Below are 19,991 nucleotides of genomic sequence, written 5' to 3'. Positions count from 1 at the left end.
GTTGATGCCGTTGCAGGCCTCTTCTGACCTTATTTCACATTTTGCTCAAGTCGGCACCATGGCCCAGTCGATTGGGCCTGCCTAAACGCAATTCCGGGAAAAGTGTGACGCGGTTTTGCGTGCGGACTTGCGTCAGGCAGAAAGAAGCGATCTTAACCAGGGTGACGATGGGCGCTGCGGAAATGGTTTCCTTTTCCCGCCGATCGATTAGTCTCGTTTCATCCGCGACGTGCCGCCGTCAGGAGCGGCTCCCACGGGCTGAGGGGAACCATGAGCAGGAACGTGACATCGTCCGCCTTGCCGTCTTCGCCGCCCCGCCCGCTTTTTCGTACAAAAACCTTGCTGGTGCTGGCCTGCGCCGGCGCGGCGATTTCGGCGGCCGGTTGCCAGAAACAGCAGGCGGCGGAAAAGAAGCTGCCGGTGGTGGTGACGACCCAGACGGTCGCGCTCGCCGACTACGCGCCACGGACCTCGCTGACCGGGGTGATCGCGGCGCGCACGCTCAACAATCTGTCGTTCCGCGTCGGCGGCCGCGTCGCCCAACGTCTGGTCGATGTCGGCCAGCATGTCGACCAGGGTATGGTGCTTGCCCGCATCGATCCGCAGGAACAGCAATCGGACCTGCGGTCGACCCAGGCCGATCTCGACGCCGCGCAGGCGCAGCTGACCCAGGCCGCGGCCACCTACGAGCGGCAAAAGACGCTGCTTTCGCAGGGTTTCACGACGAGACGGGACTTCGACACCGCCAACCAGACGCTGAAAGTGGCGCAGGGCAGCGTCGATGCCGCGCAAAGCGCCTTGGCCAACGCCAAGGAAAACCTCTCCTACACCGAGCTCAAGGCGGGCGCCGCCGGCGTCATCACGGCGCGCCAGGTCGAGGCCGGACAGGTGGTCCAGGCGGCGCAGACGGTGTTCACCATCGCCGAGGACGGCGATCGCGACGCCGTCTTCAACGTTCATGAAACTCTGGTTGCCCAGACGCCGCCGTCGCCCGCGGTGACGATCACGCTGCTGTCGGACCCGCAGATCAAGGCCGTGGGCAAGGTGCGCGAAATCTCGCCGGCGGTCGATACCCAGTCGGGATCGATCCGGGTCAAGGTCGGCATTCCCGACACGCCCGCCGGCATGCCGCTCGGCGCAGCGGTGATCGGCACGGTCAGCGCCAGGTCGGTCAAAGCCATCCTGTTGCCCTGGCAGGCGCTGACCTCGACCGCCGGCAAGCCCGCCGTCTGGATCGTCGATCCGTCGAGCAAGGCGGTGACGCCGGCGCCGGTCGAGGTGCTCGCCTTCGATTCCGGCATTGTCGTCGTCGACAAGGGGCTGCAGGAAGGCCAGAGCGTCGTCACCGCCGGCGGGCAGTTGCTCAGCCCCGGACAGACGATCGAGGTGTCGGGAGCGAGCCAATGAAGCGGTTGCCGCGTATCGTTCCCCTGCTGATCCTTGCGGCGCTTGCCGCTTGCTCGCGCTCGGAAGAGAAGCCGCCGGAGATCATCCGGCCGGTCCTGTCGATGGTGATCCAACCGAAAACCGTCGAGACCTTCGGCTTCGCCGGCTCGGTCGAGCCGCAATACAGCGCCGACCTTGCCTTCCGCCTGCTCGGCCGCGTCGTCTCGCGCGACGTCAAGGTCGGCGACCTCGTCACCAAGGGCACGACCATCGCGGCGCTCGATCCGACGGCGCTGGAGCTTGCCGTCCAGGCCTCGAAAGCGGATCTGTCGAATGCGCAGGCGCAGTTCACCAACGCCGCCGCCAGCGAGGATCGCCAGCGCCAGCTGCTTGCCTCGGCCAACACCTCGCAAGCCACGTTCGATGCCGCGAAGCAAGCGCGGCAGGCGGCGGAAGCCGGCGTGGAGCGCGCCAATGCCGCTTTGGCCAAATCGCAGGAGCAGCTCGGCTATGCAAGGCTGTTCTCCGATTTCGACGGCGTCGTCACCGCTACCGGCGCTGAAGTCGGCCAGACCGTTTCGGCAGGGCAGACCGTCGTCACCGTGGCGCGCACCGACCCGCGCGAGGCGGTGGTCGACATCCCCGACCAGTTGATCGGCGATCTCACCGTAGGCATGCCCTTCGAGATCGTCTTGCAGTCGGTGCCGGCCATCAAGACCGACGCCAGGCTGCGCGAGATCGCGCCGCAGTCGGAAGGCACAACCCGCACACGGCGCGTCAAGCTGACGCTGGTCGATCCGCCGACGGCGTTCCGGCTCGGCTCGACGATCACGGCGACGCGCATGACCAAGGTCAACCCGACGATCGAACTGCCGATGTCGGCGCTGCTCGAAAAGGACGGCTCGCAAAAAGTGTGGATCGTCGATCCGCAATCCTCCAGCGTGAGCACGCGCGAGATCAAGGTCGCCTCCAAGGGCGGCGGCAGCTTCACGGTGGCGGAGGGGCTCGAGGCCGGCATGCGCGTCGTCACCGCCGGCGTGCACAGCCTCGCCGAAGGCCAGAAGGTCAAAGTGCCGGAGGGCGGGGTCTGATGAAGGGCTTCAACCTCTCCGACTGGGCGCTCAGCCATCGCTCCATGGTCTGGTACTTCATGCTGGTCTTCGTGGTGGCCGGCATCTTCTCCTATCTCAATCTCGGCCGCGAGGAAGACCCCGCCTTCACCATCAAGACCATGATCATCCAGGCCAACTGGCCCGGCGCCTCGGTCAAGGAGACGGTGCAGCAGGTGACCGACCGCATCGAGAAGAAGCTCGAGGAGCTCGACAGCCTCGACTACACCAAATCGGTCACCACAGCCGGCCAGACCGTCATCTTCGTCAACCTGAAGGACACCACCAAGGCGCGCGACGTCGTGCCGAACTGGCTTCAGGTGCGCAACATGGTCAACGACATCAAGGCGCAGCTTCCGCAAGGCGTGCAGGGACCGTTCTTCAACGATCGCTTCGGCGACGTCTACGGCAATATCTATGCCTTCACCGCCGACGGGCTGACGCCGCGCCAATTGCGCGATTACGTGGAGGATGTCCGCACCAAGATCCTGACCGTGCCGAATGCCGGCAAGGTCGATCTGGTCGGAGCGCGGGACGAGGCGATCTATCTCGAATTCTCGAGCCGGCAGATCGCGGCGCTCGGCCTCAACCAGCAGCAAATCGTCGCCAGCCTGCAGGCGCAGAACGCGATCACGCCCTCCGGCGTCGTCGAGTCCGGACCGGAGCGCATCAGCGTTCGCGTCGGCGGTCAGTTCACTTCCGAAGAGAGCCTGCGGGCCATCAATTTGCGCGTCAACGACCGCTTCTTCCGGCTAAGCGATGTGGCGACGATCAGGCGCGGCTATGTCGATCCGCCGACGGCGCTGTTCCGCTTCAACGGCCAGGATGCGATCGGGCTTGCCATCGGCATGAAGCCCAATGCCAACCTACTGAAATTCGGCGAGGCGCTGCATGAGGAGATGCAGAAGGTGCTGGCCGACCTGCCGGTCGGCGTCGGCGTGCATCTGGTCGCCGACCAGCCCGTGATCGTCGAGGAGGCGGTCTCGGGCTTCACGCGGGCGCTGTTCGAGGCCGTCGCGATCGTGCTCGCCGTCTCCTTCATCAGCCTGGGGCTGCGCGCCGGCTTCGTCGTGGCGCTGTCGATCCCGCTGGTGCTGGCCATCACCTTCACGGTGATGGCCTATCTCGGCATCTCGCTGCAGCGCATCTCGCTTGGCGCCTTGATCATCGCGCTGGGGCTATTGGTCGACGATGCGATGATCGCGGTCGAGATGATGGTGGCGCGGCTGGAGGTCGGCGACAATCTGCGCAAGGCGGCGACCTATGTCTACACCTCGACCGCCTTCCCTATGCTGACCGGCACGCTGGTAACGGTCGCCGGCTTCATCCCGATCGGCCTCAATTCGAGCGCGGCAGGTGAGTACACCTTCACGCTGTTCGTCGTCATCGCCGTGTCGCTGCTGGTGTCATGGATCGTGGCGGTGCTGTTCGCGCCGCTGCTCGGCGTCACCATCCTGCCGGCGACGATGAAGGAGAAGCACCACGACCAGCCCGGACGCTTCACCTCGCTGTTCCGGCGCGTGCTTGTCTTCTCCGTTCGCCGCCATTGGCTGACTGTCATCGTGACCGTGCTTGTGTTCGCCGCCTCGGTCGCCGGCTTCGGCCTCGTCCAGCAGCAGTTCTTTCCGCCCTCCGACCGACCGGAACTGATCGTCGACTGGAACCTGCCACAGAACTCCTCGATCACGGAAACGCGCGACCAGATGGAGCGCTTCGAACAGCGCGCGCTGGTCGGCAATCCCGACATCGACCACTTTTCGTCCTATATCGGCCAGGGCGCCGTGCGCTTCGTGCTGGCCTATGACGTGCAGCCGGCCAATCCCTATTTCGGCCAGACGGTCATCGTCACCAAGAGCATCAAGGCGCGCAACCGGGTGAAGCCGGCGCTGGAAAAACTGCTGCGCGCGGAGTTCGTCGGCACCGACGCCTTCGTCAAGCCGCTCGAGCTCGGCCCGCCGGTCGGCCGGCCGGTGCAATACCGCGTCGGCGGTCCCGACATCCAGACGGTGCGGGAGCTCGCGCAGCAATTCGCCGGCGTGATCTCGGCCAATCCGAAGCTGGCCGCCCCCACCTTCGACTGGAACGAACCGCAGCGCGTGCTGAGGGTCGACGTGCTGCAGGACAAGGCGCGCCAGCTCGGCATCACCTCGTCCGACATCGCCAGCGCGTTGAACAGCACGGTCGGCGGCGCGACCATCACGCAGGTGCGCGACGCCACCTACCTGATCGATGTCGTGGCGCGCTCGCGCGAGGCGGACCGCAGCTCGATCTCGACGTTGCAGAATTTGCAACTGCCGACCGGCACCGGCGAGTCGATCCCGTTGGCGGCAATCGCCAACTTCCGCTACGACCTCGAACAGCCGACGGTATGGCGGCGCAACCGCACGCCGACGATCACCGTGCGTGCCGGCCTGGTCGGCGACGTGCTGCCGGCGACCGTCGTCAACGAGCTGAAGCCGTCGGTCGACGCCTTCATCGCCAAGCTGCCGCCCGGTTACTCGGTCGAGACCGCGGGCTCGGTCGAGGAAAGCGCCAAGAGCCAAGGCCCGATCGCGGCCGTGGTGCCGCTGATGCTGTTCGTCATGGCGACCATCCTGATGATCCAGCTGCAGAGCTTCCAGCGCCTGTTCCTGGTGGTGGCGGTGGCGCCGCTCGGCCTGATCGGCGTGGTGGCGGCGCTGGTGCCGAGCGGCGCGCCGCTCGGCTTCGTCGCCATCCTCGGCGTCCTGGCGCTGATCGGCATCCTGATCCGCAACTCGGTCATCCTGATTGTGCAGATCGAGGACCTCGTCAAAGAAGGCAAGGATCGCTGGGCGGCGGTGATCGAAGCGACCGAGCACCGCATGCGGCCGATCGCGCTGACGGCGGCGGCCGCCAGCCTGGCACTTATCCCGATCGCGCGCGAAGTGTTCTGGGGTCCGATGGCCTATGCCATGATGGGCGGCATCATCGCCGGCACCGCGATCACGCTGCTGTTCCTGCCGGCGCTTTACGTGACGTGGTTCAGGATCAAGGAGCCGAAGCGCGAGGCGGGTGACGGTGAGGAAGCAGAAGCGGTACCGGAAGGCGGGGCGGTTTGAGCCGCAAAATTCGATTGCCGAGTTCCCGCCCACCCCCCTCTGGCCTTCCGGCCATCTCCCCCGCAAGGGGGGAGATCAGCAGTTGGTTTGACGGTGCTTTTCCTGCAAAGTTGGCAATTGGCGAAAGCATTCGCGACATCCAATCTCCCCCCTTGCGGGGGAGATGTCCGGCAGGACAGAGGGGGGTGTGAAGGAACGCTACCTACGAAGCTACACCCGCACAAACCCTTCGCTCGCCCTCAGCAGGTTGCGCGTATAATCCTCGCTGACGCGGTGGCCGATCAGCTGGCTCGCGGTCAGCGTCTCGACCGCCTCGCCGTTCTGCATCACCATCAGCCGCTCGCACATATGGGTGATGATGGCGAGGTCGTGGCTGACCATCAGGAAGGTGAGCTTGCGGCGGCGGCGGACCTCTTCGAGCAGGTTCAGCACCTCCGCCTGCACCGAGGCGTCGAGCGCCGAGGTCGGTTCGTCGAGCAGAAGGACCGAGGGTTCGAGGATCAGCGCGCGCGCAATCGCGACGCGCTGGCGCTGGCCGCCGGAGAGCTGGTGCGCGTAGCGGAAGCGGAAGCCCTTGCCGAGGCCGACCTCGTCCAGCGCGCGCTCGATGCGCTTCTCGCCGTCGGCAATGCCGTGGATCGCGAGGGGTTCCTGCAGCAGGCGGTCGACCGTCTGGCGCGGATGCAGCGAGCCGTACGGGTCCTGGAACACCATCTGCACGTCACGGTAAAAAGCCTTGTCGCGGGTTTTGCCAAGGGTCTTGCCGTTGACGGTGATGGTGCCGGACGCGACCGGCGCGAGGCCGGTGATCGCCCTCAGCAGCGTCGACTTGCCGGAACCGCTTTCGCCGACCAGGCCGTAGGATTCTCCTTCCCGAACATCGAGGCTGACGCCCTTCAGCACGCGAAACCGGTCGAAGACCACTTCCAGCCCTTCGACGGTGATGGAAGCCGTCATGCCGCCCACTCCGGCTTGCGGTCTAGCACCGGCAGCGGATGGCGCTCGAAACCGATCCTCGGCATGCAGTTGAGCAGGCCGCGCGTGTAGGGATGCTGCGCATCGCGCAGTTCGGAAGCCTTGATCTGCTCGACCACCTTGCCGGCATACATGACGACGACACGGTCGCAGAAGGAGGAGACCAGGCGCAGGTCGTGCGAGATGAAGATCAGGCCCATGCCGCGCTCGGCGACGAGCTTGTCGAGGATCTTGAGCACGTCGAGCTGCACGGTGACGTCGAGCGCCGAGGTCGGCTCATCGGCAATCATCAGCTCGGGTCCGGTGACCAGCATCATGGCGATCATGGCGCGCTGACCCATGCCGCCCGAGACCTCGTGCGGGTAAAGGTCGAAGACGCGGGCCGGATCGCGGATCTGCACCGCCTGCAGCATGGCCAGCGCGCGCTCGCGCGCCTCGCTCCTGGAGACCTTTTCATGCGTGCGCAGCGTCTCGACGATCTGGCGGCCGATGGTCATCACCGGGTCGAGCGAATATTTCGGATCCTGCAGGATCATGGCGATGCGGTTCCCCCGCAGCGCCCGACGCTCGCGCGACGATACGGACAGCAGGTCGATGCCGTCGAAGGCGAGCTTCTTCGCCGAAACCTCGGCCTGCGGCGGAGTGAGGCCCATGATGGCGCGGCCGGTCTGCGATTTGCCGGAGCCGCTCTCGCCGACGATGCCCAGGCGCTCGCGGCCGAGCGAGAAGGAGACGCCGCGCACGGCCTGCACGAGGCCGGTGCGGGTCGGGAAGGTGACACGCAGATCGTCGACGTCGAGGAGTGTTTCGCCGCTCATTGGTCACCGCTCCGGGGATCGAGCGCGTCGCGCAGGCCGTCGCCGAGCAGGTTGAAGCCGAGGCTGACGATGAGGATGGCAGCACCCGGTGCAGCCGCCACCCACCATTGGTCGAGGATGAAGCGGCGACCGGACGCGATCATCGCGCCCCATTCGGGCAGCGGCGGCTGCGCGCCGAGGCCGAGGAAGCCGAGGCCGGCGGCGGTCAGGATGATGCCTGCCATGTCGAGCGTGACGCGGATGATCAGCGAGGAGATGCAGAGCGGCATGATGTGGCGCAGCACGATGCGGAAGGGCGAGGCGCCCATCAACTGCACCGCCTTGATATAGTCCGAGTTGCGCACCGTCAGCGTCTCGGCGCGGGCAATGCGCGCGTAAGGCGGCCAGGAGGTGATGGCAATCGCCAGCACGGCATTCTCGATGCCGGGGCCGAGCGCGGCGACGAAAGCCAGCGCCAGCACCAGCTTCGGGAAGGCCAGGAAGATATCGGTGATGCGCATCAGGATCGTGTCGGTCCAGCCGCCGGCATAACCGGCGATCGTGCCGACCAAAAGGCCGATGGGCGCGGCGATGATGGCGACGAGGATCACCACATAAAGCGTCCAGCGCGCGCCATAGACGATGCGCGAATAGATGTCGCGGCCGAGGTCGTCGGTGCCGAACCAGTGCGCTGTGCCGGGCGGCAGCAGGCGGGCGTTCTTCAGATCGCCGATGGTCGGCGAATAGGGCGCCAGCACATCGGCAAAGGCGGCGACCACCAGGAGCCCGATGATGATCAGCATGCCGACCAGCGCCAGGCGATTGGCGGAGAAGCGCCGCCAGGCGACATAGGCGCGGCCGAGCCTTGCCTGCAGGCGAGAGGCCGGCCGGTCGCTCAGCAGCCATTCGCGACGGGATTGGATGGTTTCAGCGCTCATCCAACCTTCGTCCTCGGATCGAGCAGCCGATAAAGCAGATCGGACAGAAGGTTGATGGCGATGAAGACCGAGCCGATGGCGATGGTGCCGCCAAGCACGGCGTTCATGTCGGCGTTCTGCAGCGAGTTGGTGATGTAGAGGCCGATGCCCGGCCAGGAGAAGACGGTCTCTGTCAGCACCGAGCCTTCGAGCAGGTTGGCGTAGGAAAGCGCGATCACCGTCACCATCGGCACGGCGGCGTTGCGCAGCGCGTGGCCCCAGATGATGCGGCTTTCCGACAGGCCCTTGGCGCGCGCGGCGACGATGTATTCCTGCGCCAGCTCGTTCAGCATGAAGGAGCGGGTCATGCGGCTGATATAGGCGAGCGAGAGATAGCCGAGCAGCGCGGCCGGCAGGACGATGTGGCGCCAGGCGTCGTAGAAGACGTCCCACTGCCCCTGGATCGCGGCATCGAGCAGGTAGAAGCCGGTGATCGGCGTGAACGTGTATTCGAAGACGACGTCGAGCCGCGCCGGAAAGGCGATCCATTGCAGCTTGGCGTAGAACAGCACCAGCCCGAGCAGGCCAAGCCAGAAGATCGGCACCGAATAGCCGATCAGGCCGACGACGCGCGCGACCTGGTCGATCAGGCTGCCGCGCTTGACGGCGGCCAGCACGCCGAGCGGCACGCCGATGACGGCGCCGATGATCGTGCCCAGCGTCGCCAGCTCGATGGTCGCCGGGAAGACGCGGCGGATGTCGGACATGACCGGATTGGTGGTCAGCACCGAAGTGCCGAAGTCGCCCCTCAGCGCTGCTTTGACATAGAGGTAGAACTGCTCGATCCAGGGCAGGTCGAGGCCCATTTCGCGGCGGGTACGCTCTACGACGGCCGTCGGCGCCCGGTCGCCGAGAACAGCCAGCACCGGATCGATCGGGATGACACGGCCGATGAAGAAGGTCACCGCGAGAAGACCGAGATAGGTCGTCACCGCGATGACCAGGAAGCGGCCAAGCGACGATAGAAAGGCGACGGCACGGGCGCTGCCGCGCCCTGCCGCCACCTGGTTTTCAGCTACGCTCACGCGGCGGATCCGCCGACGCTATTCCTTGGAGACCGCGCCGACGAAGTTGGTGTCGAAGCTCGGGCCGAGCGCGAAGCCCTTGAGGTTCTTGCGCAGGCCGGCCACTTCGAGCTGCTGGTGGATGATGACGAAGGGGCTGGTGTCGAGGATCTTTTTCTGCAGATCCTTGTACATGTCAGCGCGCTTGCCCGAATCCTTCTCCAGCAGCGCCGCTTCCGTTTCCTTGGTCAGTTCCGGAATGTCCCAGCTGTTGCGCCAGGCAAGCGTGTGTGACTTGCCGGCATCCGAATTGTCGGGGTTCGAGGCAAAGGTCTGGGCATTGGAGTTCGGGTCGAAATAGTCCTGTCCCCAATTGCCGATATAGATGTCGTGATTGCGGGCGCGGTACTTGGTCAGGGTCTGCTTGCCGTCGCCAGGGATGATCTCCAGCTTGATGCCGGCCTGACCAAGCGTCTGCTGGATCGATTCCGCCATGCCGGTCGTCGGCTGTCCAGTGCGCACGTCCATGGTCACCTTGAAGCCGTCCGGCAGGCCGGCCTTGGCGAGCAGTTCCTTGGCCTTGGCGACGTCGAGCTTGAAGGGATTGTCGTCGATAGCGCCGAGGTCGCCCTTCGGCAGGAAGGATTGGTGAATCTCGCCGATGCCCTTGAGGATGGTCGAGCCCAGCGCATCGTAGTCGACCAGATATTTGAACGCCTGCCGCACCTCGGGCTTGGCAAGCGTCGGGTTCTTCTGGTTGAGGCTGATGTAATAGACCGTGCCCTTCGGCGCGCTGGTGGTGGTGAGGTCGGCGTTCTTGGCGATGGCGTCGAGGTCGTTCGGCTCGAGGTTGCGGGCGACGTCGATATCGCCTGCCTCCAGCGCCAGGCGCTGCGCCGAGCTTTCCTTCATGTTGCGGTAGATGACGCGGGCGAGCTTGGCCTTCTCGCCGTTGTAATTGTCGTTGCGCTCCATGACGACGGCCTCGTTGGCGCGCCACTCGCGCAGCTTGTAATGGCCGGAGCCGGCATAGCCGGTTTTCAGCCAGGCATTGCCGAAGTCGTTGTCCCATTTGTAGTCGGCGCTCGGCGTGACGGCGGCGACATGCTCCTTGACCAGCTTGGCGTCGACGACGGAGGCGACTGTGGCCGACAGGCAGTTGAGCACGAAGCTCGGCGCGTAGGCCTTGTCGACGACGAACTGGAAGGTGGTGTCGTCGACGGCCTTGGCCTTTTCGGTGACATTGTCGCCGGTGATGCCGAACTGGTTGATGATGAAGGCCGGGCTCTTGTCGAGCTTGATGGCGCGCTCGAAGGAATAGGCGACATCGGCCGCGGTGATCGGGTTGCCGGACGCGAACTTCATGCCGGGCTTGAGCTTGAAGGTGTAGGTCAGGCCGTCATCGGAAACGGTCCAGCTCTCGGCGAGGTCACCCTTGACCTTTGAGGTATCGCTGAGGTCGAGGCGGACCAGGAGATCGTAGGTGTTGCCGGTGACTTCGGCCGTCGACAGCTCGAACGCTTCGCCCGGATCCATCGTGATGATGTCGTCGATGGCGAAGCCCTCGACCAGCGTATCGGCGGGCGTGACCGCGAAGGCGGGCGTTGCGAGCAGCGCAGTCATTGCCACACCCGCAAGCAAGCTACGGACAGCAAACTTTTCCAGCATCATAGTGATCGTTCCCTGTTTTGTTGACCTGAGTTCCCGGCTCAGGCCTTCATTATTCTTCTCGAAGCCGGCAGCGGCTTGGACCACGTACCGTCGTGGTTTTTGTCCAGTTGGTCAACACCCATTCGACGGCGCTCGCCCGACAGCGTGCAGATACCATATCGGACCAGACGGGCCGCCATGAGTTGACCCATGCGCCGGCTAATTGACACCGCCGATCCGGAAACATTTGCCAGGGGCCGCGCCTTGGGAAGCAGCCGCTATTTCAGCTGCGCAACCAAACCCGCATCGGGAAAGCAGGTGGCGGGCTTGCCGTTCTTGGATTGCCAGATGCCGATCGAGCGGCGGGTCTTGAAGCCCGGCAGGCCGTCGGCGCTGCCGACATCGTAACCCTTGGCCTCCAGCGCCCGTTGCAGGGCGGCGATATCGGAGCGATGGAGATCGCCGACCGCGCCCCAGGCGCCGACGAAGGTGGTGTCGCCCTTGGCGATGCGGTCGGCGGCATGGCCGATGAACAGGCCGTAGAGATCGCTGTTGTTGTATTGCTTGATCACATAGAAGTTCGGCGTGACGACGAAGGCCGGACCGCTGCGCCCGGCCGGCATCAGCAGGAAACCCTCGGCCTTCAACTCGCTCGCCGCAAACGCCTTGCCGTCGACGCGCCTGATGCCCATCGCCACCCAGTCGGAGATCTTCTTGCCCTGATCGGGTCCTTCGAGCGAGCAGGAGACATTTGCCGGAACCGTCACCTCGGTCCCCCAGCCGCGCCCCCTCACCCAGCCATAATGGACGAGGTAATTGGCGATCGAGGCGAGCACGTCGGGCGTCGAATTCCAGATGTCGGGCCGGCCGTCGGCGTCGAAATCGACGGCATGCTTCAAGAAGGAGGTCGGCATGAATTGCGGCTGGCCGAGCGCGCCGGCCCAGGACGACTTCATCGTGTTGACCGGCGCCAACCCGCGCTCGACGATTTCGAGCGCCGCCAGCACCTCGGTGCGAAAGAAGTCTTTCTTGGTCGACATGAAAGCGTCGGTGCCCAGCACCTCGAAGGCATCGTAAGGCATCTTGGCCGCGCCGAAGCCGGTCTCGCGGCCCCAGATCGCCAGCACGATCTCGCCTGGAACGCCGTAGCGCTTTTCGATCAGCCCGAGCGTGCGGGCGTTGGCGCTCTCGCGCATCCTGCCGCCGGTGGTGACGGCGCGGAGGATCTTCTCGGCGAAATAGTTGGCCGGTGGGCCGAACTCGGCCTGGTGCTGCTTCTCAGGTGTCGTCGGCTTTTGGCCGGGCGGGACGAGATCGGGCAGCTCGAGGTTCGGCTTCACGCCGATGAAGGCGCCGTCGAAGGTTTTTTTCGAGATACCTTTGGACTTGGCTTCGGGCCAGAGGTCGGTTTGCAGCCAGGCCTGGAACTGATCGTCGATGGGAGCGGCGCGGGAGGGGGTGGTGAAAGAGAATACCAACGCGGCAAAGAGGAAAACAGCGGCGAATACGCGGAGGTAGCGTTCCTTCGGACGGAGTGCAACGCTTCGATGAAACCCGCCTGTCACCGTCCCCTCCCCGCCAATTTCAAAACGCCGTCCTCGACCTCAACGCCGCGGCCAGCGTGCCCTCGTCGAGATAATCCAGCTCGCCGCCGACCGGCACGCCATGCGCCAGCCTCGTCACCTTCACATCGAAGCCCGACAACTGATCCGTCAAATAATGCGCGGTCGTCTGGCCCTCGACGGTGGCGTTGACCGCAAGGATGACTTCCTTCACCTCGCCGCCGGCGACACGGTCGACCAGCGAGCGGATGTTGAGCTGGTCCGGACCGATGCCGTCGAGCGGCGACAGCGTGCCGCCGAGCACGTGATAACGCACGTTCATGGCCGCCGCGCGCTCCAGCGCCCAGAGGTCGGAGACGTCCTCGACGACGATCAGCGTACTGGCGTCGCGGCGCGGGTCGGTGCAGATCATGCATGGATCGGCGGTGTCGACATTGCCGCAGGTCGAGCAGATCCTGACCTTGTCGACCGCCTCGCCCATGGCGGCGGCCAAGGGCTCGAGCAGCTGCTCCTTCTTCTTGATGAGATGAAGCGCGGCGCGCCTGGCCGAGCGCGGCCCAAGCCCCGGCACCTTGGCCAGGAGCTGGATCAGGCGTTCGATTTCCGGACCGGCGATTCTCTTCGACATCGCCCTGATCTAGAGCAATTCCAGGAAAAGTGCGAAGCGGTTTTCCGTCCGGAATTGCGTGAAACGAAAAGATGGATCAGTTCGTCGTTTCGTGAAACGGCGGACTGATCCAGGATTTTTCAGGACAGCCAGCAACGGCACAGGGCCCGCCATGCTGCCATGGCGGGCCCTGTGCGGATGCAATCGGGTTCAGTTGGCTTCGAGCGGCCGGTCCTGGCTGACGATCATCGCGCCTATGGCGTCGGTGTTCTCAGGCGTCGACTGGAAGCCCATCGATGCTTCCTGCGGTGCGTTCGGCACCGAAGTGATATAGCGACCCTTGAGCGTGCCGCCGAAACGCGAGGCGTCCGGTTCGGCCATCGGCTCCTGCATCGCCACGACCATCTGCTTCTGCGCGAGACGACCGGACTTCGCGGATGGTGCAGGGATTGCAGGCGCCGCGGCAGCGGTCACATAGGTCTGTTCGGCGGAAGCGGTTTCGGTCCGCGCGGCGGCGGCCAAGGCGGCCTGCTTCGCCGGGTCCGGACGGACGATCGTCTTTACCACCGGTTCGGCGGAAGCAACCAGCACCGGGGCGTCGGCCGCGGGCTTCTGCCGACCGGACTTCTGCTGGTTGTCCACATTCATGGCGACCATCGGCTCGTCCGGCAGCGGCTGCCAGTTGCGGCCGCGCTTCTCATAGAAGGCGTTGCCGCCGGCGACCATCGTGTAATGCATGTTCTTGTAGGGGAAATGCAGGCCGGCGGTGTGGAAATACATCGTGTTCTTGAGCTTGGCCTTGCGCTCGCCCCGCAGCACCGCGTCGGCGGCTTCCTCGACATCGGGCAGCGCCCTGGAGTTCATCGGCCGCGTCATCACGCCGGGCGCAAACTGGCCCGGCTCGCCGACCACCTGACAGATGGTGCTGCCGTGCTGGCCGGAGCGAAGCCGGTTCATGACGACCGTGCCGACGGCGATCATGCCGTCGCGGCTCGACCGGTTGGACTCGAAGAACATCGCCCTTTGCAGGCATTCCTTGTCCTTCAGCGAGGGGCTGGAGGAACGCGTGAGGAAGCTTGGCGTGAGGGCGTCGGTCAGACCCGAGACCGACATGCCATGGGAAGAAGTGGTCTGGCTGCAACCGGCCAGGAGCAAGGGGGAAGTGACGATGCCGATAAGCAGCAGCGGCGTCTTCCATCGCGTCGCGATCACCAAAAAAGCCTCATGTCCAGATGCCAGCCCGCCCCGAGATGTGGCAAGAATGAGACTCTTTCGGGCAAAAAGATGGCTAGAGGGTTAGCAAAATCTGGACTTGGGTAAAACTTTATGAAAGCCGCGTAATGAGCCCGTGAGCAACGCCGGCAAAATAGTTAACAACGCGCCGCGCGCCCAATTTCCGTTCATAATCAATTAACTGGGGGACGCCGCCTCAGAACGGCAATTTCATTCCGGGCGGAATCGGCAGACCCGCCGTCAACGCCTTGGTCTTTTCCTGCATCACCTGCTCGACCTTATTTTTGGCGTCATTGTGAGCGGCCAGGATGAGGTCCTCCAGGATCTCGGCTTCGTCCGCCTTGATCAACGACGGATCGATCTTCAGCGCTTTCATTTCGAACTTGCCGGTCAGCGTGATGCTGACCAGGCCGCCACCGGCCTGGCCGGTGGCCTCAAGCGTGGCGATCTCGTCTTGCATGGCCTGGAACTTGGCCTGCATTTCCTTCGCCTTGCCCATCAGGCCGAGAAGATCTTTCATCGGGGTGGTCCTCTAAGATTGTTTCAGATTTCGTCGTCGTCGGCCGCAGGCTCGACCGGCACTTCGGCCTCGGCCTCTTCCACATCCGGCACGTCCGGAATGCGCACGTCGATGATCTTGGCGCCGGGGAACCGGGCGAGAATGGCCGCGACAGTCGGGTCGCTCTTGGCATCGGAGAAGGCGTTCTCGCGCTTCGTCGTCTCCATCTCGGCCAATGTCTGGCCGCCCTCTTCCTTCGACAGCGACACCAGCCAGTTGCGGCCGGTCCAGGCGCGCAGCTTGGCGGTCAGGTCGTTGAGCAGCATCTTCGGCGCGTCGTCGGTCAAGGTGACATCGAGACGGCCGGGCTCGATGCGGACCGGTCGCACGCAGCGTTTCAGGAGCACCTTGAAGGCCATGTCGCGATTGGCGTCGGCAAGCGCGACGATATCGGCCAGCGATTTCACCGGAACGACGGGCGCCTCGGCAACGGGCTCCGGCGCCGGAACGAAGGCGGCGGGCGTGGGCTGCGTTTCGACCAGGCGCATCGTCTGGGCGCCGCCACCGGTGGAAGCCGGCATCCGCGTCTGCGCGACAGCGCTCGCGCCGCCGCCATTGCCGGAACTCGCCGGCGCTCCGTTGGCGCGCGGCGGCGCGCCGTTCTGCACCAGGGTCGCGCCCTCGAGCGATTTCAGCGCCTCGTCCAGCGTCGGCAGATCGGCGGCATGCGCGAGCCTGATCAACACCATCTCGCCGGCGCTGACCGGGCGGTTGGAGGACTGCACCTCGGGAATGCCCTTGAGCAGCATCTGCCAGGTCCGCGACAGCACGCGCACCGAAAGCGTGCCGGCGAATTCGGCGCCGCGCCGGCGCTCGTCCTCGGAAAGCGACGCATCTTCGGCGGCCGCCGGCACGAAGCGCAGGCGGGTGACGAGGTGGTTGAACTCGGCAAGATCGGTGAGCACCGCGGCCGGATCGGCGCCGGTGTCGTATTGCGCGCGGAATTCGGCCAGGGCCGCGGCCACATCGCCCTTCATGACATGCTCGAACAGGTCGATGATGCGGGCGCGGTCGGCAAGGCCGAGCATGGCGCGCACGGCCTGCGCGCTCACCGTGCCGCTGCCATGGGCGATCGCCTGGTCGAGGATGGAAAGCGAATCGCGCGCCGAGCCTTCGGCGGCCCGCGCGATCATCGCCAAAGCCTCGTCGTCGACGGCAATGCCTTCCTTGGCCGCGATCGAGGACAAATGGCCGACCAGCGCGCCGGCATCGATGCGCCTCAGGTCGAAGCGCTGGCAGCGCGACAGCACCGTGATCGGCACCTTGCGGATCTCGGTGGTGGCGAAGATGAACTTGACGTGCGGCGGCGGCTCTTCCAGCGTCTTCAACAGGCCGTTGAAGGCCTGCGTGGAGAGCATGTGCACTTCGTCGATGATGTAGACCTTGTAGCGGGCCGAGACCGGCGCGTAGCGGACGCGGTCGATGATGTCCCTGATGTCGTCAATGCCGGTATGGGATGCGGCGTCCATCTCGATGACGTCGACATGGCGGCCTTCCATGATCGCCTGGCAGTGCTCGCCGGGGATCGAAAGGTCGACGGAGGGCTGATCGACGGTCGCCGTCTTGTAGTTGAGCGCCCGCGCCAGGATGCGCGCGGTCGTCGTCTTGCCGACACCGCGCACGCCGGTCAGCATCCAGGCCTGGGCGATGCGGCCGGTGGCGAATGCATTGGTCAGCGTGCGGACCATCGGCTCCTGGCCGATCAGCTCGGAGAAATTCGAAGGGCGGTATTTGCGCGCCAGGACGCGGTAAGCGCCGGCCTTACCTGTTCCCAGGCTTTCTGGCCCCAAATTTCCGGCTTCGCTCATTCGCCGTCAAAAGCTCCCAGGACCGCGACGGAAGGCGGCCGATTCCTGCGCATAGTCTCACCCGCACGGCTCGGGGCCGTCAATGTCGCGGGAGAAAGGCGAAGAGGCGGGAGGCTGGAACAATGACCCGTTCCGGGCTCGTTAGGGCTGCTTCCTTCCGGACCTGACCCGGTTGGCGAGTGGATCGTCCACCACCAACCTCCCGCGCTCCATATCGGCAATTCGGCGGCGAAATGCAAGGGCCGAGCCGAAACCTGCCGCCACATAGAAGGCGGAAAGTCCTTCAAATCGATAATGACGGCAATGAATCGCTTGCAGCCACCTTGCCGCCGCTCTAGCGTTCCGGGTTTGGAAAATGCTTACAACAAAAGCGAAGGAAACGCCCATGCTGCCTGGCCTCAAGGCCGGATTCACGCTGGACGCCCGGCTGGAGGCGGATAGCGAGCAGCTCATGTGGCTTGGCCTTTGCGAGCTCAGGCTGATGAACGACCGCCGCTGGCCATGGCTGGTGCTGGTGCCGCAACGGCCCGGCGTGGAGGAAATCCACGACATGACGCCGCTCGACCAGACGATGCTGACCTTCGAGACCAACATGGTGGCGCAGGCGCTGAAGCGGGTGACCGGCTGCACCAAGATCAATACCGGGGCTTTGGGCAATATCGTGCGCCAGTTGCATGTCCATGTCGTCGCCCGCTCCGAGGGCGATCCCGGCTGGCCGGGACCGGTCTGGGGGCACGGCATGCGCGAACCCTACCAGCGCTCCGATATCAGGCGGTTTGCCCAAACGATCAAGGCGGCGCTATAAGCTGACCAGTGTCCATTCCGCACCCGAGTTCCCAGCACACCCCGAGTCCCCATGAGCTTTCGCCTGTTCGACGCGCCCTTGCGCGAGCCCAGCCAATTCGTCGGTTTCGCCGGTAACCGGATCGACCGGCAGTCCGAGAACCGCGCTGACGACGCGGTCGGAAAAGCGCTGGCCGACCGCACCGCGCGGCTCATGCTGATGCATGCCGGCCGGCTCTACCTCAAACTCGACGATGGCAAATTCGACCCCTGGTTCAAGGCGGATGAAAGCCAGGCCTTCGAGGTTTCGCTCGACCACGGCGTGCTGCTCGGCTTTTCGGAGGAAGGCCCTGTGCTGGCGGTGCCTGCCGGCATCGAGCCGGAAAAGCTGCCCGAGACGATCAAGGCGATCGACTATCGTTCCGTCTATATGCAAGGGCTGGTCGACGAGGCGGCCGCCGGCGCGCTGGCGCAAGGCGCCGCGCTGCTTGCCTGGCACGCCAGCCACGCCTTCTGCTCGAAATGCGGCAACCGCTCGGAAATGCGGGCCGGCGGCTACCGGCGCCATTGCCCTGCCTGCGGCACCGACCATTTCCCGCGCACCGACCCGGTGGCGATCATGCTGACGGTGACGGGCGAAAAATGCCTGCTCGGACGCGGCAGGCATTTCGCGCCGGGCATGTATTCGGCGCTTGCCGGCTTCATCGAACCGGGCGAGACGATCGAGGCGGCGGTACGGCGCGAGACGCTGGAAGAGGCGGGCATCCAGCTCGGCCGCGTCGTCTACCACGCCAGCCAGCCCTGGCCGTTCCCCTATTCGCTGATGATCGGCTGCTTCGGCGAGCCGCTCAACGAGGATATCCAGGCCGACCTCAACGAATTGGAAGACTGCCGCTGGTTTTTCCGCGACGAGGTGCGCACGATGCTGGACAGGCAGCACGCCGACGGCTTGATTACCCCGCCGAAAGCGGCGATCGCCCATCACCTCATCCGCGCCTGGGTCGACAGCGAATAGGAGCAGAGACATGATCCGTCACACCGTCGTGTTCACGCTGAAACATCCGCTGCAGTCGCTGGAGACGAAGCGCTTCCTGCACGACGCGAAGAAGATCCTGACCGGGATCAAGGGCGTCACGCATTTCGAGCAGCTTCGGCAGGTGAGCCCGAAGAACGACTATCAGTTCGGCTTCTCGATGGAGTTCGCCGACCAGGCGGCCTACACGCGCTACAACGAGCATCCCGACCACGTCGCCTTCGTGCGCGACCGCTGGGTGCCGGAGGTCGAGAAGTTCATGGAGATCGACTACGTGCCGCTGGGCTTCGGCTGAAATTGGGTTAAGCGCAAACGTCGGAGATTAGCGCGGGCCTCCATCAGGTCGTCATTCCAGGGCGGAGCGAAGCGAAGACCCTGGAATCCATGCCGTTACCTCAGCCGAAGGGCGCAGCGGAGCAGAATTCTGCGCCGTGGGCGGCGCTTCAACGTCACGGAATGGATCCTCGGGTCTGCGCGCGTCGCTTCGCTCCTTGCTTCGCCCGTGGATGACGAAGTGTGAGCGTCTCGGCTAAGTTCGCAGGTTTAGCCAGCCTAATCCGCCACCTTCCACTGCTCGCGGGACGCGCTTGCCGGATAGACGCCGAGGATGCGCATCTCGCGCGAGAAGAAGCGCAGCTCGTCCAGCGCCAGCTTGACCAGCGGATCGTCCGGATGGCCCTCGATGTCGGCGTAGAACAGCGTCGCGGTGAAGGCGCCGAGCTGGTAGCTTTCAAGCTTGGTCATGTTGATGCCGTTGGTGGCGAAACCGCCCATGGCCTTGTAGAGCGCCGCAGGCACGTTGCGGACACGGAAGATGAAGGTCGTCATCATCTTGGCGTCCGGCGCCGGGCGCTCCACCCAAGCCTTGTTCTTGGTCAGCACGACGAACCGGGTGACGTTGGAGTCAGTGTCCTCGACATTCTTCTCGATGATGTCGAGCCCATAGAGTTCCGCGGCCAGCGCCGGCGCCAACGAGGCCATGGTGCGGTCCCTGACCTCCGAGACCATCTTGGCCGAACCCGCCGTGTCGCCGGCGATCACCGGCTTCCAGCCGTTCTTGCGGATGTATTTGCGGCACTGTCCCAGCGCGTGGATATGGCTGTGCACGGTCTTGATCTCTTCGCGCTTCACCCCCGGCAGCACCATCAGCTGGAAGTGGATCGGCAGGAAATACTCGCCGACGATGTGCAGCTTGGATTCCGGCAAGAGGTGATGGATGTCGGCGACGCGCCCGGCGATCGTGTTCTCGATCGGGATCATGGCGAGCTCGGCCTTGCCGGTCTCGACCGCATTGAAGGCGTCCTCGAAGGTCGGGCAAGGCAACGGCTCCATCGACGGGAACATGTTGCGGCAGGCCGTGTCGGAATTGGCGCCGGGTTCGCCCTGGAAGGAAATTCTGTCGGTCTTAGCGGTCATGCCCCAGATGTC

General features: G+C 64.8%; 17 protein-coding genes and 1 other RNA gene. 6 read left to right on the top strand and 12 right to left on the bottom strand.

Features of this window, described 5'->3' with window-relative positions:
• Positions 1–270 precede the first annotated feature (270 nt).
• From RFM52_RS19670 to RFM52_RS19660, 3 genes are read left to right on the top strand one after another with little or no spacing between them, the layout of a single operon-like run.
• Positions 271–1,407: an efflux RND transporter periplasmic adaptor subunit gene (locus tag RFM52_RS19670; protein ID WP_320297764.1), complete on the top strand. Its 1,137-nt coding sequence runs from the start codon at positions 271–273 to the stop codon at positions 1,405–1,407.
• The gene (locus tag RFM52_RS19665; RefSeq protein WP_320297765.1) at positions 1,404–2,477 is read left to right on the top strand and encodes an efflux RND transporter periplasmic adaptor subunit; all 1,074 of its coding nucleotides are present in this window, start codon (positions 1,404–1,406) and stop codon (positions 2,475–2,477) included. Before RFM52_RS19670 ends, RFM52_RS19665 begins: the two co-directional genes overlap by 4 nt.
• Entirely contained in the window at positions 2,477–5,575 is a 3,099-nt protein-coding gene (locus RFM52_RS19660; protein ID WP_320297766.1) for an efflux RND transporter permease subunit, read from the top strand. The genes RFM52_RS19665 and RFM52_RS19660 overlap by 1 nt, the downstream gene beginning before the upstream one ends.
• Positions 5,576–5,785: 210 nt before the next feature.
• Here the strand turns inward: RFM52_RS19660 and RFM52_RS19655 are convergent, their stop codons facing one another.
• From RFM52_RS19655 to ffs, 11 genes are all read right to left on the bottom strand, one after another.
• Entirely contained in the window at positions 5,786–6,532 is a 747-nt protein-coding gene (locus RFM52_RS19655; RefSeq protein ID WP_320297767.1) for an ABC transporter ATP-binding protein, read from the bottom strand.
• Entirely contained in the window at positions 6,529–7,368 is an 840-nt protein-coding gene (locus RFM52_RS19650) for an ABC transporter ATP-binding protein (RefSeq protein ID WP_320297768.1), read from the bottom strand. Before RFM52_RS19650 ends, RFM52_RS19655 begins: the two co-directional genes overlap by 4 nt.
• A complete protein-coding gene (gene nikC, locus RFM52_RS19645) occupies positions 7,365–8,285 on the bottom strand; it encodes a nickel transporter permease (RefSeq protein ID WP_320297769.1) in 921 nt (306 codons plus the stop codon). Before nikC ends, RFM52_RS19650 begins: the two co-directional genes overlap by 4 nt.
• The gene (locus RFM52_RS19640) at positions 8,282–9,349 is read right to left on the bottom strand and encodes an ABC transporter permease (protein WP_320297770.1); all 1,068 of its coding nucleotides are present in this window, start codon (positions 9,347–9,349) and stop codon (positions 8,282–8,284) included. The genes nikC and RFM52_RS19640 overlap by 4 nt, the downstream gene beginning before the upstream one ends.
• Positions 9,350–9,367: 18 nt before the next feature.
• On the bottom strand, positions 9,368–10,996 hold the full coding sequence (locus tag RFM52_RS19635) for an ABC transporter substrate-binding protein (protein WP_430699289.1): 1,629 nt from the start codon (positions 10,994–10,996) through the stop codon (positions 9,368–9,370).
• A gap of 260 nt (positions 10,997–11,256) precedes the next feature.
• On the bottom strand, positions 11,257–12,456 hold the full coding sequence (locus tag RFM52_RS19630; RefSeq protein WP_320297810.1) for a lytic murein transglycosylase: 1,200 nt from the start codon (positions 12,454–12,456) through the stop codon (positions 11,257–11,259).
• Positions 12,457–12,562: 106 nt separating this feature from the next.
• Positions 12,563–13,168, bottom strand: a complete 606-nt coding sequence (recR, locus tag RFM52_RS19625) for a recombination mediator RecR (RefSeq protein WP_320297772.1) — start codon at positions 13,166–13,168, stop codon at positions 12,563–12,565.
• 189 nt (positions 13,169–13,357) lie between these two features.
• Entirely contained in the window at positions 13,358–14,359 is a 1,002-nt protein-coding gene (locus tag RFM52_RS19620) for a cell wall hydrolase (RefSeq protein ID WP_320297773.1), read from the bottom strand.
• A gap of 217 nt (positions 14,360–14,576) precedes the next feature.
• Positions 14,577–14,900: a YbaB/EbfC family nucleoid-associated protein gene (locus RFM52_RS19615; RefSeq protein ID WP_040993963.1), complete on the bottom strand. Its 324-nt coding sequence runs from the start codon at positions 14,898–14,900 to the stop codon at positions 14,577–14,579.
• A gap of 23 nt (positions 14,901–14,923) precedes the next feature.
• Entirely contained in the window at positions 14,924–16,747 is a 1,824-nt protein-coding gene (locus RFM52_RS19610; protein ID WP_320297774.1) for a DNA polymerase III subunit gamma/tau, read from the bottom strand.
• A 106-nt stretch (positions 16,748–16,853) separates the two neighbouring features.
• Positions 16,854–16,950: signal recognition particle sRNA small type (gene ffs, locus RFM52_RS19605), an RNA gene on the bottom strand.
• Between the two features lie 182 nt (positions 16,951–17,132).
• On the opposite strand from ffs, the gene RFM52_RS19600 reads away from it, so the two are divergent.
• Genes RFM52_RS19600 through RFM52_RS19590 form a run of 3 tightly spaced genes read left to right on the top strand, consistent with a single transcriptional unit; the run spans position 17,133 to position 18,858 of the window.
• Entirely contained in the window at positions 17,133–17,552 is a 420-nt protein-coding gene (locus RFM52_RS19600; protein ID WP_320297775.1) for an HIT family protein, read from the top strand.
• A gap of 51 nt (positions 17,553–17,603) precedes the next feature.
• Positions 17,604–18,545, top strand: coding sequence for an NAD(+) diphosphatase (gene nudC, locus RFM52_RS19595; protein ID WP_320297776.1), 942 nt, complete (start codon positions 17,604–17,606; stop codon positions 18,543–18,545).
• Between the two features lie 10 nt (positions 18,546–18,555).
• A complete protein-coding gene (locus RFM52_RS19590) occupies positions 18,556–18,858 on the top strand; it encodes a Dabb family protein (RefSeq protein WP_140843772.1) in 303 nt (100 codons plus the stop codon).
• 257 nt (positions 18,859–19,115) lie between these two features.
• On the opposite strand, the gene RFM52_RS19585 is transcribed toward RFM52_RS19590, so the two are convergent.
• On the bottom strand, positions 19,116–19,979 hold the full coding sequence (locus RFM52_RS19585; protein ID WP_320297777.1) for a prephenate dehydratase: 864 nt from the start codon (positions 19,977–19,979) through the stop codon (positions 19,116–19,118).
• Between the last annotated feature and the right edge of the window lie 12 nt (positions 19,980–19,991).

The organism is Mesorhizobium humile, assembly GCF_033977215.1.
GTDB lineage: Bacteria > Pseudomonadota > Alphaproteobacteria > Rhizobiales > Rhizobiaceae > Mesorhizobium > Mesorhizobium humile.
This window is presented reverse-complemented; position numbering and strand designations above follow the sequence as displayed.

Excerpts from the sequence above, each read along its gene's own strand:
- RFM52_RS19610 (WP_320297774.1), bottom strand. The coding sequence starts at position 16,747 with ATGAGCGAAGCCGGAAATTTGGGGCCAGAAAGCCTGGGAACAGGTAAG.
- RFM52_RS19665 (WP_320297765.1), top strand. The coding sequence starts at position 1,404 with ATGAAGCGGTTGCCGCGTATCGTTCCCCTGCTGATCCTTGCGGCGCTT.
- RFM52_RS19600 (WP_320297775.1), top strand. The coding sequence starts at position 17,133 with ATGCTGCCTGGCCTCAAGGCCGGATTCACGCTGGACGCCCGGCTGGAG.
- RFM52_RS19660 (WP_320297766.1), top strand. The coding sequence starts at position 2,477 with ATGAAGGGCTTCAACCTCTCCGACTGGGCGCTCAGCCATCGCTCCATG.
- RFM52_RS19650 (WP_320297768.1), bottom strand. The coding sequence starts at position 7,368 with ATGAGCGGCGAAACACTCCTCGACGTCGACGATCTGCGTGTCACCTTC.
- nikC (WP_320297769.1), bottom strand. The coding sequence starts at position 8,285 with ATGAGCGCTGAAACCATCCAATCCCGTCGCGAATGGCTGCTGAGCGAC.
- recR (WP_320297772.1), bottom strand. The coding sequence starts at position 13,168 with ATGTCGAAGAGAATCGCCGGTCCGGAAATCGAACGCCTGATCCAGCTC.
- nudC (WP_320297776.1), top strand. The coding sequence starts at position 17,604 with ATGAGCTTTCGCCTGTTCGACGCGCCCTTGCGCGAGCCCAGCCAATTC.
- RFM52_RS19670 (WP_320297764.1), top strand. The coding sequence starts at position 271 with ATGAGCAGGAACGTGACATCGTCCGCCTTGCCGTCTTCGCCGCCCCGC.
- RFM52_RS19655 (WP_320297767.1), bottom strand. The coding sequence starts at position 6,532 with ATGACGGCTTCCATCACCGTCGAAGGGCTGGAAGTGGTCTTCGACCGG.
- RFM52_RS19585 (WP_320297777.1), bottom strand. The coding sequence starts at position 19,979 with ATGACCGCTAAGACCGACAGAATTTCCTTCCAGGGCGAACCCGGCGCC.
- RFM52_RS19635 (WP_430699289.1), bottom strand. The coding sequence starts at position 10,996 with ATGCTGGAAAAGTTTGCTGTCCGTAGCTTGCTTGCGGGTGTGGCAATG.
- RFM52_RS19590 (WP_140843772.1), top strand. The coding sequence starts at position 18,556 with ATGATCCGTCACACCGTCGTGTTCACGCTGAAACATCCGCTGCAGTCG.
- RFM52_RS19615 (WP_040993963.1), bottom strand. The coding sequence starts at position 14,900 with ATGAAAGATCTTCTCGGCCTGATGGGCAAGGCGAAGGAAATGCAGGCC.